The sequence below is a fragment of the Streptomyces finlayi genome (assembly GCF_014216315.1).
Classification (GTDB): Bacteria; Actinomycetota; Actinomycetes; order Streptomycetales; family Streptomycetaceae; genus Streptomyces; species Streptomyces finlayi_A.
Map to the genome: position 1 here is coordinate 6,028,149 of NZ_CP045702.1, position 13,380 is coordinate 6,041,528.

General features: G+C 72.1%; 12 protein-coding genes. 10 read left to right on the forward strand and 2 right to left on the reverse strand.

Annotated features, from left to right (window positions below):
- The first annotated feature begins 104 nt into the window (after positions 1 to 104).
- From F0344_RS27570 to F0344_RS27590, 5 genes are all read left to right on the forward strand, one after another.
- On the forward strand, positions 105 to 347 hold the full coding sequence (locus F0344_RS27570) for a hypothetical protein (RefSeq protein WP_185301330.1): 243 nt from the start codon (positions 105 to 107) through the stop codon (positions 345 to 347).
- Between the two features lie 35 nt (positions 348 to 382).
- On the forward strand, positions 383 to 1,744 hold the full coding sequence (locus tag F0344_RS27575) for an NYN domain-containing protein (protein WP_185301331.1): 1,362 nt from the start codon (positions 383 to 385) through the stop codon (positions 1,742 to 1,744).
- A 291-nt stretch (positions 1,745 to 2,035) separates the two neighbouring features.
- Positions 2,036 to 3,064: a C40 family peptidase gene (locus tag F0344_RS27580; RefSeq protein ID WP_185301332.1), complete on the forward strand. Its 1,029-nt coding sequence runs from the start codon at positions 2,036 to 2,038 to the stop codon at positions 3,062 to 3,064.
- Positions 3,065 to 3,311: 247 nt separating this feature from the next.
- On the forward strand, positions 3,312 to 4,343 hold the full coding sequence (locus F0344_RS27585) for a C40 family peptidase (protein ID WP_185301333.1): 1,032 nt from the start codon (positions 3,312 to 3,314) through the stop codon (positions 4,341 to 4,343).
- Positions 4,344 to 4,359: 16 nt separating this feature from the next.
- Positions 4,360 to 5,619 carry a hypothetical protein gene (locus F0344_RS27590; protein WP_185301334.1) on the forward strand — a complete coding sequence of 420 codons (1,260 nt, stop codon included), beginning with the start codon at positions 4,360 to 4,362 and terminating at the stop codon, positions 5,617 to 5,619.
- Here the strand turns inward: F0344_RS27590 and F0344_RS27595 are convergent.
- A complete protein-coding gene (locus F0344_RS27595) occupies positions 5,595 to 6,845 on the reverse strand; it encodes a glycosyltransferase 87 family protein (RefSeq protein ID WP_185301335.1) in 1,251 nt (416 codons plus the stop codon). The genes F0344_RS27590 and F0344_RS27595 overlap by 25 nt on opposite strands.
- A 100-nt stretch (positions 6,846 to 6,945) precedes the next feature.
- Between F0344_RS27595 and F0344_RS27600 the strand changes: the two genes are divergently transcribed.
- Positions 6,946 to 8,088: a glycosyltransferase family 4 protein gene (locus F0344_RS27600; protein ID WP_185302928.1), complete on the forward strand. Its 1,143-nt coding sequence runs from the start codon at positions 6,946 to 6,948 to the stop codon at positions 8,086 to 8,088.
- 91 nt (positions 8,089 to 8,179) lie between these two features.
- Here the strand turns inward: F0344_RS27600 and F0344_RS27605 are convergent, their stop codons facing one another.
- Positions 8,180 to 9,976, reverse strand: coding sequence for an AMP-dependent synthetase/ligase (locus tag F0344_RS27605; RefSeq protein ID WP_185301336.1), 1,797 nt, complete (start codon positions 9,974 to 9,976; stop codon positions 8,180 to 8,182).
- 278 nt (positions 9,977 to 10,254) lie between these two features.
- On the opposite strand from F0344_RS27605, the gene F0344_RS27610 reads away from it, so the two are divergent.
- The 4 genes from F0344_RS27610 (at position 10,255) to F0344_RS27625 (ending at position 13,348) form a co-directional block, all read left to right on the forward strand.
- Positions 10,255 to 11,064 (forward strand): metallophosphoesterase family protein, encoded by an 810-nt coding sequence (locus tag F0344_RS27610; RefSeq protein ID WP_185301337.1) that lies wholly within the window; start codon positions 10,255 to 10,257, stop codon positions 11,062 to 11,064.
- Positions 11,065 to 11,162: 98 nt separating this feature from the next.
- Complete coding sequence (locus F0344_RS27615; protein WP_185301338.1) at positions 11,163 to 11,606, forward strand: SRPBCC family protein; 444 nt, start codon at positions 11,163 to 11,165, stop codon at positions 11,604 to 11,606.
- A 4-nt stretch (positions 11,607 to 11,610) separates the two neighbouring features.
- Positions 11,611 to 12,843 (forward strand): ArsA family ATPase, encoded by a 1,233-nt coding sequence (locus tag F0344_RS27620; RefSeq protein WP_185301339.1) that lies wholly within the window; start codon positions 11,611 to 11,613, stop codon positions 12,841 to 12,843.
- A 37-nt stretch (positions 12,844 to 12,880) separates the two neighbouring features.
- A complete protein-coding gene (locus F0344_RS27625) occupies positions 12,881 to 13,348 on the forward strand; it encodes a DUF5304 domain-containing protein (protein ID WP_185301340.1) in 468 nt (155 codons plus the stop codon).
- The last annotated feature ends 32 nt before the right edge of the window (positions 13,349 to 13,380 follow it).

Genomic DNA, 13,380 nt, shown 5'->3' on the forward strand with positions numbered 1-13,380 from the left:
GAGGCCGTAGGGTTACGGCAGGACATCCGCAGTTCGACGGCGCACCGCGAGATCGTTGATACAGACAGCTTCAGGCTCGACGAACGACGAAAGAGGACGCAACGATGACGACGGTTCCCATGCCGACCGACGGGACCCGCTGGCGCTGCACGCTCTGCGGAAACCTCACCCGGTTCGACGTGACCCGCTCCTCCAAGGTCGTGGAGTACGTCCATCTGGACCTGGCCGGGGAGTCGAGCGTCGAGGAGCGTGAGGTGGTCAGTGAGACCATCGAGTCGGTGCGCTGCCGTTGGTGCAACGCGGTGGACCAGATCGAGCTGGTAGACAGGCCGGGCGCCGCCTCCTGACAGGACCGCGGACAGACGTATTGGGGTGACGGATGGTGGAGCAGCCGACTAGCGGCGCCGAACCGGCCGATGAGGCCGAAAGCGCCGTCGAGGCACTCGACCGCCCGCTGCCCGAGGGGGTGCGACGGCGGGTCATCGCGCTGGTCTCGGACGCGTTCGGCGGCCTGACCGTCGGCGAACTTCCCGGCCAGCTCAGACAGTACGCCCGTTTCACCCCGACCCGGCGTGCGAAGTTCGCCGGGAACGCGATGGCGGCCGCCCTGGAGAGCGATCCGGTGTTCCGCCGGCGCATCGGTGAACGGATCGCGCAGACGCAGCCCGAGCTGGCCGCCACGCTGGAGGCCGGAGCGCCGCCCGCCGCGGCCGATCCCGTCGATGTGGCCGCCGCGGCCTATGTGCTGCGGCCGGCCGGCTGGGTCAAGCTGGTCGCGGCCGCGGGCGAAGAGGTCCAGCGGGCCGACGCCGAGCGGGCCGACGAGGAGACCCGGCGCGAACTGGAGCGGCTGCGCGAGGAGCTGGCGCAGGCCCGCGGTCAGACGAAGAGCGAGACCGAGCGGCTGCGCGCCGAACTCGACGCCGCCCGCAAGGAGGCGGAGTCGCTCCAGCGCAAACTCCGCAGCGCCCTCAGTGAGGTCAAGCGCAGCGAGGCGGCCCTGCGCCGCGGCGGCGCCGAGGCCGAGACGGTACGGGCCGAGGCCGCGGTGCAGATCTCGGCCGCCGAGAGCGAGTCCCGGCGGCTGAAGGCGCGGCTCGGCGAGGCGGAGGCGTCCGTCGAGGCGAGCCGCAGGGCCGCCAGGGAAGGGCGCTCGGTCGAGGACATGCGGCTGCGGCTGCTGCTCGACACGGTGCTCGACGCGGCGCAGGGGCTGCGGCGCGAACTGGCCCTGCCGCCCTCGTCGATCCGTCCCGCGGACAGCGTCGAGGCCGTCGAGCCTGGCCGGATGTCGCCCAAGGACATTGCCGCCCGGGCCCTTTCGGAGACCGATCCGGCTTTGCTGGACCAGTTGCTCGCGCTGCCCCAGGCGCATCTGATCGTCGATGGCTACAACGTCACGAAGACCGGGTATCCGCAGATGCCGCTGGAGAAGCAGCGGTTGAGGCTGCTGGGCGGTCTCTCGGTCCTGGCGGCACAGACCGGGGCGGAGATGACCTGCGTGTTCGACGGGGCCGAGCTGGCGGCTCCGGTCCTGCTCGCGCCGCCTCGCGGAGTGCGGGTGCTGTTCAGCAAGGCGGGCGTGACCGCCGATGAGCTGATCAGGCAACTGGCCCGCGCGGAACCGCCCGGCCGTCCCGTCGTGGTGGTCTCCACCGACCGTGAAGTGGCCGACGGAGTGGCGAAGGCGGGTGCGAGGCCCGTCGCGTCCGCCTTGCTCCTGAAGCGGCTATCGCGCGTCTGACGCCCTGTGTCCCGCATGTGCGACTTGCCGGATTTGTGGGAACGTACCGTCAAGTTGTGGCTACACGCGGTGTGCTGTGAGCAAAGAAGTGCCAGGTGTGGCGAGATTTTGCTCGTGAGGATTTGAACTGATCACAAGTTGGTCACTAAGGTCAGCCCTCGAACCTTCGCACGGTTGATCACCCATCCGGGGTGGCAGCGAAGGAACCGCCGAGTCCGTGAGTGTACGGAGCCGGGGATCCACGTCCCCCACAGCCCGGTAGGCGGCTCGAGGAAGAAGGAGCTCGCCTTCGTGGCGTCCCACCGTCGTCCCAAGCAGCCGAGCCGCACCCGCGTGACCGTGCTCACCGTCACCGCCGCTGCGGCCGTGGCTCTGACCTCTCAGGCAGCGCATGCCGATCCCAAGCCGACCAAGAGCGAGGTCAAGGCAAAGGTCGACAAGCTCTACCACGAGGCGGAAGCTGCCACCGAGAAGTACAACGGGGCCAAGGAGCAGCAGGACAAGCTCAAGAAGCAGGTCGACGCTCTCCAGGACAAGGTGGCCCGCGGCCAGGACGAGCTCAACACCCTGCGCGGCGAGCTCGGTTCGCTCGCCACCGCGCAGTACCGCTCCGGTGGCATCGACCCGTCCGTCCAGCTCTTCCTCGCCTCGGACCCGGACAGCTTCCTCGACAAGGCGTCGGCGCTCGACCAGCTGACCGCCAAGCAGACCGAGTCGCTGCAGAAGATCCAGAGCAAGCAGCGCACCCTCGCGCAGCAGCGCAAGGAGGCCCAGGGCAAGCTGGGCGACCTCGCCGACGTGCGCAAGGCGCTCGGCGAGAACAAGAAGAAGTACCAGGGCAAGCTCGCCGACGCGCAGCAGCTCCTCAACACCCTCACCGAGGCCGAGCGCGAGAAGATGCGCCAGGAGGAGGTCCGCGCCAGCCGGGCGTCGAGCGAGCGGGTCAGCCTCGGCAACGAGGTCCCCGCGTCCGCCCGCGGCGCCGCCGCGCTCCAGGCGGCCTCCACCCAGCAGGGCAAGCCGTACGTCTCCGGCGGGACGGGCCCCAGCTCGTTCGACTGCTCCGGTCTGACCCAGTGGGCCTACGCCCAGGCCGGTATCCAGATCACCCGCACCACCTACACCCAGATCAACGACGGTGTACGGATCGGGCGCAGCGCGCTGAAGCCGGGCGACCTGGTCTTCTTCAACAACACCTCGCACGTGGGCCTGTACGCGGGCAACAACCAGATCCTGCACGCCCCGAAGCCGGGCACCGTGGTCCGTTACGAGTCGATGGACTACATGGGCACCTTCCAGTTCGGCGTCCGCCCCAGCTGACGCCCGAACGGGCGAATTACCGCCCCCTTCGCTGACGCCCCGCCCCGCCGGAGACCGAGGTCACGGCGGGGCGGAGCTGTGTGCGCACCCTCAGGGGTCCGGCGTGGTCCTTGGTCGCTGTGCAGCCGCCCGATTACTGTCTGCCTGCTGTGCAGCTCCCGGTCGTCGGTCCGCCCGCCCCGGGCGGCAGGGGCTGCGCACCGTCCGTGTCCAGCGGGCGGGTACGCGAAAGGGAGTGCGGCTTCCTGTGGTGTCCCATCGCCGTTCCACACCGTCCGGCCTCAACCGGACCGTCCGGATCACTGTCCTGTCGACCGCCGCGGCGACCGCCGCGGCGACACTCGGAGCCGCACCGGCGAGCGCCGACCCCCAGGACACGCACGAGGCCACGAAGGCCCGGGTCGACCGGCTGTACGGCGAGGCGGAGAAGGCCACCGAGCGCTACAACGCGGCCGGGGAGAAGGTCGGGCGGCTGCGCGGCGAGGTGACCCGCGCCCAGGACGCGGCGGCCCGCGGCCAGGAGAACATCAACCGGATGCGTACGGCCCTCGGTTCACTCGCCGGCGCGCAGTACCGCACGGGCGGCATCGACCCGTCGATTGCGCTGCTGCTCTCGTCCGACCCGGACACCTTCCTCGACCGGGCCGCCACCCTCGACCGGCTGAGCGCGCGCCGGACCGCCGAACTGCACAAGCTCCAGGGGGCCCAGCGCGCGGTCGCCCAGACCCGCGCGGAGGCCACCAGGTCCCTTGCCGGGCTGGAGAGCGGCCGGGCCGCCCTCGTCCGCCACAAGCGCACCGTCGAGGGCAAGCTCGCCCAGGCCAGGGAGCTGCTGAACTCGCTGCCCGACGAGGAGCGGGAAACCCTCGACCGGGCCTCCCGCTCAGGACGTGACGAGCCGGTCCCGGCCCTCTCGGACCGGGCGCCCGGCTCGGGGAGGGCGATGGCCGCCCTCACGGCGGCCCGGCACGCGCTCGGACTGCCGTACGTGTGGGGTGCCAACGGGCCCGGCGGATTCGACTGCTCCGGCCTCATGCAGTGGGCGTACGCCCAGGCCGGGATCAGCCTCCCGCGCACCTCCCAGGCCCAGCGGTACGCCGGCCGGATGGTGCCGCTCTCCGAGGCCCGCCCCGGGGACCTGGTCGCCTACCGGGCGGACGCGAGCCATATCGGGATGTACGCGGGAAACGGCCAGGTGATCCACGCCCCGTACCCGGGTGCCCCGGTGCGCTACGACCCGGTCGGCATGATGCCCGTCTCCTCGGTCACCCGGCTGTGACCGTACGATCGGCAGGATGGCTGTTCACAGGCGTGGTGCGGTACGGGAGCGGACCCGGGCACGGCGCGCGGCGGGTGCCGTGCTCGCCGGGCTGCTCCTCGCGTCCGCCTGCGCGTCCCCCCGTGACCCGGCCCGGGACACGGCCGCCCAGGAGATCCGGGCCACGCTCGACCGCCGCGCGACCGCGGTCCTGAACCACGACCCCGCCGGATTCCTGGCCGTGCTCGCTCCGGAGGCCGCCGCGCTGCGGGCCGCCCAGCGCACGGAGTTGGCCAACCTCGCCGACGTACCGCTGAAGTCGTGGTCGTACGAGGTGCGGACCGTGACCCCGCACGGCACCGGCCGGGCCACCGCGGACGTCGACCTGCGGTACCGGATCGACGGCTACGACCGGGCCCCGGTGTCCGCTGCCCGAACCCTGGAGCTGGCCCGGGACGACACCGACGGCCGCTGGTACATCGCCGCCGACCGGCCGGGCAAGGGCGCCGCGAGCCAGCTGTGGCAGCAGGGCGACGTCCAGGTCGTACGGGGCACCCACAGCCTCGTCCTCGGGGTGGGCCGGCCGGATGGGGAGCTGCGCGGGGTCGCCCACACCGCGGACCGCGCCGTCCCGGCCGTCTCCGCCGCCTGGCCGGATTCCTGGGTGCGCCGGGTCGTCGTCCTCGTACCGGACTCCGTGGAGGACATGGCGGGGCTGCTGGGTTCGCCGGCGGCGAGTTACCGGGGCATAGCGGCCGTCACCACGGGCGAGGTCGGCGGCTCGGGCAAGGCACCCGGCGCGGCCGACCGGGTGATCGTCAATCCGCAGGCGTACGCGCTGCTCGGCACGTTCGGACAGCAGATCGTCCTCACCCACGAGACCACCCATGTCGCGAGCCGCGTCGACACCTCCCCGGCCACGCCGGTCTGGCTCTCCGAGGGCTTCGCCGACTGGGTCGCCTACCGGGACGAGGACCGCCCGGCCGGCCTCGTCGCCCCGGAGCTGGCCGACGCGGTCCGCGACGGCGAGGTGCCCGCCGCACTGCCCGTCGACGCCGACTTCGGCTTCGGCGGCGACGCCGCGAAGCTCGCGAGGGCGTACGAGGGCGGCTGGCTGGCCTGCGAGCTGATCGAGGACCGCTGGGGCGAGGAGAAGCTGATCGCCTTCTACAAGGCCGTGGGGGGCCATCCAGGGCGCGACGGAGCGGTGGAGCGGGCGCTGCACACGGTGCTCGGTACGAACCCGCAGGAGTTCGCCGCGAGCTGGCGGGACTACCTGGCGGCCCGGCTCGGCTGACGGGGCTCCGGTCCTCCGGCGGACCGGGCGCGCGGTCCGGTGCCGGCCCGGACGGGCACGGTCTCCCGCCACAGCCGCCGCCCGGCGGTCAGCGTGGCGGCGACCAGCAGCCCGTTGCGTACGAGGAGGAGCCCCACGCCCAGCGCGTCACTGGCAGCCACATGCGCGAAGCCCAGCGGGAACTCCAGCAGCGTGACCCCCGTGGCCACCAGCACCAGAGCGCCGGGCAGCACCATCCGGCTGCCCCGGAACAGGAGGCAGACCGCAGCCAGACCGACCAGCCACAGCATGTACTGCGGGCTGATGACCCGGCTGGTCGTGGTGAACAGCAGGACCGCCGTGAACGCCGCGTCCGCCGGAGTGCGCACCGTGAACGTCCGGGCCCGCAGCCGCCACACCAGGAGCCAGCCGAAGGCCAGCGCCGTCAGCCCCATGGCGAGCGTGGAGACCAGCGGGACGAACGGGCCGGTGAACTCCATCGAGCCGTAGCGCAGCTCCACCCCGCCCTGCCAGCCGAACTGCCGGGCCACATGGAACACCAGTGCCCCGAGCGACTCGATCTCGGTGCCCCGGTCCTGCTGGAACGACAGGAACGCGAACGCACCGGGCAGCGCCGCCGCGCACAGGGCGGCCAGCGCCACCGCCGTCGCCGCGGCGGCCACCCACGCGCTCCGGCTCGTACGCCCCCGCGCCGTGCCCACCAGCAGCAGGACGGGCCAGACCTTCAGCAGCGCCCCGAAAGCGGCCAGCGCCCCCAGCACCCGTGGGTGGCGCACCCCCGCCAGCAGCGCCGCCACCGCGACCGCGGTGACCATCAGGTCGTATCGGGCGTACGCGGTGGGACCCAGGAGCGGCACCCCCGCCACCCACACCCAGGCGCCCGCGCCGCTCCTCTCCGGCCGCCGCCCCGCGTGCAGCAGCAGGCCGAGGACAAGCGCGTCGCAGAGCAGCACCAGGACGTAGAAGGCGGACGGGTAGTCGAGGAACGGCAGGACGGCGGGGGAGAGGACGGCGAGCGCGGCGGCGGGCGGGTACTGCCAGGTGACGTCGTCCACCGGGTAGGTACCGCTCCTCAACACCTCGTACCAGCCGTGGTAGATCGCCGACACATCGCTGGTGACGTCGGGTCCCGGGACCGTGAAGACCTTGAGGACGCCGAGCAGCAGGACCGCTCTGGTGAGGCCCCACACGGCGAGGGACAGACGTGTACCGGTTGCTCCCGTCATGCCCGGCCTCATCCCTTTCGCGGTGGTCACGGTGAGCCATGATGCCCGGCGGGACGGTGCGGGAGCGATGAAGCGGGGCCGTTCGGTACTGTCGGCGACGATGGACAAGACCCTGATCGTGACGAACGATTTCCCGCCCCGGCCCGGTGGTATCCAGGCGTTCCTGCACAACATGGCGTTGCGCGTGGACCCAGGACAACTCGTCGTCTACGCCTCCACCTGGAAGCGCGGCCCCGAGGGCGCCGCCGCCACCGCCGCCTTCGACGCCGAGCAGCCCTTCACGGTCGTGCGCGACCGTACGACGATGCTGCTGCCGACCCCGGGGGTCACCCGGGGGGCGGTCCAGCTCCTGCGGGAGCACGGCTGCTCGTCCGTATGGTTCGGCGCGGCGGCCCCGCTCGGCCTGATGGCACCGGCCCTGCGCAAGGCGGGTGCGCGCCGGATCGTCGCCACCACGCACGGGCACGAGGCAGGCTGGGCCCAGCTGCCCGCCTCCCGGCAGCTGCTGCGCCGCATCGGCGAGGGCACGGACACGCTCACGTACCTCGGCGAGTACACCCGCTCCCGCATCGCCGCCGCGCTCACCCCGCAGGCGGCGGGCCGCATGGTCCGGCTGCCGCCCGGAGTCGACGAGCGGACCTTCCACCCGGACTCCGGCGGGGACAAGGTCAGAGCAAGGCTCGGGCTCTCGGACCGGCCCGTCGTCGTCTGTGTGTCGCGGCTCGTCCCGCGCAAGGGCCAGGACACCCTGATCCTCGCCATGCCCGCGATCCTCGCGCGGGTGCCGGACGCCGTGCTCCTGATCGTCGGCGGCGGACCGTACGCCGGGGAACTGAGGAAGCTGGCCGCCCAGACGGGCGTGACGGAGTCGGTGCGCTTCACCGGGCCGGTGCCGTGGGAGGAACTGCCCGCGCACTACGGCGCCGGTGACGTCTTCGCGATGCCGTGCAGGACCCGGCGCGGCGGCCTCGACGTGGAGGGGCTCGGCATCGTCTATCTGGAGGCGTCCGCGACCGGGCTGCCGGTGGTGGCGGGCGACTCGGGCGGTGCGCCCGACGCGGTGCTCGACGGCGAGACCGGCTGGGTGGTGCGCGGCGGCTCCGCCGAGGAGTCCGCCGACCGGATCGTCACGCTGCTCGCGGACCCGGAGCTGCGGCAGCGGATGGGGGAGCGGGGCAGGGCCTGGGTCGAGGAGAAATGGCGCTGGGACCTGCTCGCCGAGAAGCTCAAGACGCTGCTCTGAGCCCCTGACGCGACGTCAGCCGGCGTACGGCGAAGGGCCTGTCCCCTGGAATTCGAGCAGTGGGAGACAGGCCCTTCGCGCAACCGCCGGATCAGGCGCGGTAGATGGACTCGACCTCGTCGGCGAAGTCCTTCGCCACCACGTTCCGCTTCAGCTTCAGCGAGGGCGTGATGTGGCCCGCCTCCTCGGTGAACTGTGCGGCCAGGATGCGGAACTTGCGTACGGACTCGGCCTTGGACACCGCCGCGTTGCCGTCGTCCACGGCACGCTGCACCTCGGCCAGCAGCTCCGGGTCCTCGCGCAGCGACAGGGCCGTCGAGCCGACGGGCTTGCCGTGCTCCTCGGCCCAGCGGCCCAGGAACTCCTCGTCCAGGGTGACCAGCGCCCCGACGAACGGACGGCCGTCACCGACCACCATGCACTCCGCGACCAGCGCGTGCGCGCGGATCCGGTCCTCGATGACGGCGGGGGCGACGTTCTTGCCGCCCGCCGTCACGATGATCTCCTTCTTGCGGCCGGTGATCGCGAGGTATCCGTCCTCGTCGAGGGTGCCGATGTCACCGGTGTGGAACCAGCCGTCGGCCAGCGCCTCGGCCGTGGCCGTCTCGTTCTGCCAGTAGCCCGCGAACAGGTGCTCGCCGTGCAGCAGCACCTCGCCGTCGTCGGCGATCCGGACGACCGAGCCGGGCAGCGGCTGGCCGACCGTGCCGATCTTCTGACGGTCCCACGGGTTGAAGGCGGTGGCCGCGCAGGTCTCGGTCAGGCCGTAGCCCTCCAGGACCGTGAAGCCGATACCCCGGTAGAAGTGCCCGAGCCGCTCGCCGAGCGGCGCGCCGCCGGAGATCGCGTACTCGCCCCGGCCGCCGAGCACGGCCCGCAGCTTGCCGAAGACCAGCTTGTCGAAGACCTTGTGCCTGACCTTCAGCCCGATGGACGGGCCCTGCGGGGTGCCCAGCGCACGGCTGTACGCGATCGCCGTTTCGGCGGCCCGGTCGAAGATCCTGCCCTTGCCGTCGGCCTGCGCCTTGGCGCGCGCCGAGTTGTAGACCTTCTCGAAGACCCGCGGCACACCGAGGATCAGCGTCGGCCGGAAGGCCGCCAGCTCATCGGTGAGGTTCTTGATGTCCGGCACGCAGCCGAGCTTGATCGGGGCCATCACCGAGGCGACCTCGACCAGCCGGCCGAAGACGTGGGCGGCGGGCAGGAAGAGGAGTACGGAGCACTCGCCGGTACGGAACAGCGGCTTCAGCCGCTCCACCACGTTGCCGCACTCCGCGAAGAAGCTGCGGTGGGTCAGCACACAGCCCTTGGGGCGGCCCGTGGTGCCCGAGGTGTAGACGATGGTGGCGGGGTCGTCGGCCTTCGCGCTCACCGTGCGCAGATCCATGGTCTCGTCCGAGACCTGCGCCCCGGCGGTGACGAGCTCCCCGACCGCGCCCTTGTCGATCTGCCACACGTGCCGCAGCGCGGGGAGACCGTCGCGCACGGAGGCGACGGACCCGGCGTGGGCGTCGCTCTCCACGATGACGGCGACGGCACCCGAATCGCCGAGTATCCACTGGACCTGCTCGGGAGAGCTCGTCTCGTAGACGGGGACGGTGACCCCGCCCGCGCTCCAGATCGCGAAGTCCAGCTGCACCCACTCGTAGCGGGTGCGCGACATCAGGGCGACGCGGTCGCCGGGCTGGACGCCCGCCGCGATCAGGCCCTTGGCCGCGCTTGTGACCTCTGCGAGGAACTGGGTGGCGGTGACGTCCGTCCAGACGCCGGCCACCTTGCGGCTCATCACCGCGACTTCGGGATGCTGAGCGGCATTGCGGCGGATGAGATCCGTCAGGTTGCCGTCTGAGGGGACCTCGTACAGGGCCGGAAGGCTGAACTCGCGCAAGACTGCTGCTCCTCATCGGGCTCCGGTGCCACGGCTCTGTGCGACGCACCGGATGCGGTCCAAGACTGGCACGTACTCCGTGGGGTGGGCACGACTGGACTGCCCGGACGTTACCCACCGGTACGTGGTTCCCGATAGGGGTTTCCGGCCAGATGTCTTATGCATCACACATAGAGGTGGGCCTCCGCGCACACTAATGCACCTGTGCGACGGCCCGGAAGTATCCGCAGGTCCGGCCACCCCTACCCAGTCGGCGGGCCGAGATCTAGGGTGATCGGATGCGAGGAAGCGGAGTGGACGGCCGAAGCACGACCGCGAGAACCGGTACGCGCATCCACGTGGTCAGCGACGTACACGGCAACGCTGAGGCGCTCGCCCGCGCGGGAGACGGCGCCGACGCCCTCGTCTGCCTCGGTGACCTGGTGCTCTTCCTCGACTACGAAGACCACTCGCGCGGCATCTTCCCCGACCTCTTCGGTGTGGAGAACGCGGACCGTATCGTCGAACTGCGCACCGCCCGCCGCTACGAGGAGGCCCGCGCCTTCGGCCGCGCCCTGTGGGCGGGCATGGACCGCAACGCGGCCATCGTCGCCGCGGTACGCAAGCAGTACGCGGAACTGTTCGCGGCCCTGCCCACCCCGACGTACGCCACCTACGGCAACGTCGACATCCCCGGCCTCTGGCCCGAGTACGCGGCCCCCGGCACGACCGTCCTGGACGGCGAGCGCGTCGAGATCGGCGGCCGGGTCTTCGGCTTCGTCGGCGGTGGCCTGAAGACCCCGATGAACACCCCGTACGAGATCGGCGACGAGGAGTACGCGGCGAAGGTCGAGGCGCTCGGACCGGTGGACGTGCTCTGTTCGCACATCCCGCCCGACGTCCCCGAACTGACGTACGACACCGTGGCGCGCCGTTTCGAGCGCGGCAGCCGGGCCCTTCTCGACGCCATCCGGCGCACCCGCCCCCGGTACGCGCTTTTCGGCCATGTCCACCAGCCCCTGGTCCGCCGGATGCGGATCGGCGTCACCGAGTGCGTCAACGTCGGCCACTTCGCCTCCACCGGGCGGCCATGGGCCCTGGAGTGGTGACGCGGACCGCGCAACGGCGACCCTCCCGTACGCGATAGCCTGCACGCGGCAGACCTCTGCCGAACGCGACCGGTACACCGCACTGGAGGGCCACGGCGATGGCTGAACACACCAGCTCGAGCATCATGATCGAGGCGGCACCGGCCGACGTCATGGGAGTGATCGCGGACTTCGGCCGCTATCCCGAATGGACCGGCGAGGTGAAGCAGGCCGAGGTACTGGCCGCCGACGACCAGGGCCGCGCCGAGCAGGTCCGCCTGGTTCTCGACGCCGGCGCGATCAAGGACGACCACGTCCTCGCGTACACCTGGACCGGCGAGAACGAGGTCAGCTGGACCCTCGTGAAGTCCCAGATGCTGCGGGCCCTCGACGGTTCGTACACCCTGGCGTCCGTCGGCGACCGCACCGAGGTGACCTACCGGCTCGCCGTCGACGTCAAGATCCCGCTCCTCGGCATGATCAAGCGCAAGGCGGAGAAGGTCATCATCGACCGCGCCCTCGCCGGACTGAAGAAGCGCGTCGAGTCCGTCCCGCGGGGCTGACCGCGTGCGTACGGTCCTGGTCACCGGCCCCGGCGGTGCGGGCCGTACGACGGTCGCGGCGGCGACCGCCCTCGCCGCCGCCCGCGCCGGCCTGAGCACCCTGCTCGTCTCCGCCGACGCCGTCCCCGGATTCCCCACCGGTACGGAGCCCACCGAGGTCACCGACGGCCTGCGGTACGCACGGATCGACTCCGGCGCGCACTTCCGCAGCGAACTCGTCGCCCTCCAGGACCGCGCGTCCGGAGTGCTCGGCCTGCTCGGCGCCAACCGCCTGGACGGTGAGGAACTCACCGAACTGCCCGGCAGCGCACAGCTCGCACTCCTGCACACCCTGCACCGCGCCGCCGCGGGCGACTGGTCGGACGACGGCACTGACGTCCTCGTCGTCGACCTGCCCCCGCTGTACGAGGCACTCGCCGTACTCGCCCTGCCCGAGCACCTGCGCCGTTACCTGCGCCGCGTTCTGCCGCAGGAACGCCAGGCCGCACGCGCCCTGCGCCCGGTCCTCGCCCAGCTCGCCGGAGTCCCCGCACCCGCGCAGTGGCTGTACGAGGCCGCCGCCCGCAAGGACACCGAGCTGGCCTCGGTCCAGGCACTGATCGAGAACGAGGCGACGACGGTACGCCTGGCCGCCGAACCCGGCACGGCCGCATGGGACACCCTGCGCACCGCACGTACGGGACTCGCCCTCCAGGGGCTCCGCGTCGACGCGCTCGTGGCCACCCGGGTGCTGCCCCGGCATTCCGCGGACCCCTGGTTCGCCGGTCTCGCCGCCCAGCAGGAGAAGTGCCTCGGCCACTGGGCGCAGGAATGGCCGGGGATGCTGCACGAGGCGGCCCACCTCGGCCACGACCCGCACGGCCCGGACGACCTGGCCCTCCTCGGCGACCTCGCACCCGACGACCGCGCCCCCGGCCGGGCCGACGACCCCTGGTGGATCGAGGACACCACGCCGGAGGGCACCGCGCCGGAGGTCTCCGGCGACCCGTCCGGCCGGACACTCGTCTGGTGTCTGCCGCTGCCCGGAGCCGGGAAGAAGGACGTCCACCTGGTCCGCCGCGGCGACGAACTCCTCCTCACCGTCGGCCCGTTCCACCGGATCGTGCGCCTGGAGCCGGGACTCCGCCGCTGCACCGTCTCCGGGGCCGCGCTCACCGGCGGCGTGCTGCGTGTCCGGTTCACTCCGGATCCGGCGCTCTGGCCGCGGACCCGTGAACGGTTTACCCCGTTCGGGTAACGTCGGTACTACGCCATCCTTGCCGCAGGAGCCCATCATGAGTGAAGCCACCGACCGTCCCGCCGACGGCGACGCGTGGGCCGATGCCTGCGCCGAGGACTTCGAAGCCGAGAAGGCCAGGCGGCGCGCCCAGTACGGGCCGCAGCCCGGTTCCGCCGCCGAGGAACTGCGCAAGCTCGTCGACGCGGTTGCCGACAAGGTCGCCTCGCTCCAGTCGCCGCTGCTTGGTGTGGCCGCCCAGGGCGCCGTCCAGCAGGTGATCAAGCAGGCGAAGTCCGCGGTCGAGCCCGTCATCGAGCGCAATCCGGACCTCTTCGACCATCTCGCGGCAGCGGGCAACGAACTCCTGGCCGCCTACCGCTCGGCCGTCGAGGGCCAGGAGGCCCGCTGGACCCGCACCACCGAAGGCGCGGGCGGGGCCGGCGCACCCAAGAAGGCCGCCGACGACCCGTCCGACCCCCGTGACGAGGGCCCCGGCGGCAGCGAGCACATCGACCTCGACTGACCCCGGGCCGGAGGCAGAAGGGCCGGGGCCCG

Coding starts and splice junctions, on each gene's coding strand:
- F0344_RS27590 (WP_185301334.1), top strand. CDS start 4,360: ATGGCTGTTCACAGGCGTGGTGCGGTACGGGAGCGGACCCGGGCACGG.
- F0344_RS27625 (WP_185301340.1), top strand. CDS start 12,881: ATGAGTGAAGCCACCGACCGTCCCGCCGACGGCGACGCGTGGGCCGAT.
- F0344_RS27600 (WP_185302928.1), top strand. CDS start 6,946: ATGGACAAGACCCTGATCGTGACGAACGATTTCCCGCCCCGGCCCGGT.
- F0344_RS27595 (WP_185301335.1), bottom strand. CDS start 6,845: ATGACGGGAGCAACCGGTACACGTCTGTCCCTCGCCGTGTGGGGCCTC.
- F0344_RS27610 (WP_185301337.1), top strand. CDS start 10,255: ATGCGAGGAAGCGGAGTGGACGGCCGAAGCACGACCGCGAGAACCGGT.
- F0344_RS27570 (WP_185301330.1), top strand. CDS start 105: ATGACGACGGTTCCCATGCCGACCGACGGGACCCGCTGGCGCTGCACG.
- F0344_RS27615 (WP_185301338.1), top strand. CDS start 11,163: ATGGCTGAACACACCAGCTCGAGCATCATGATCGAGGCGGCACCGGCC.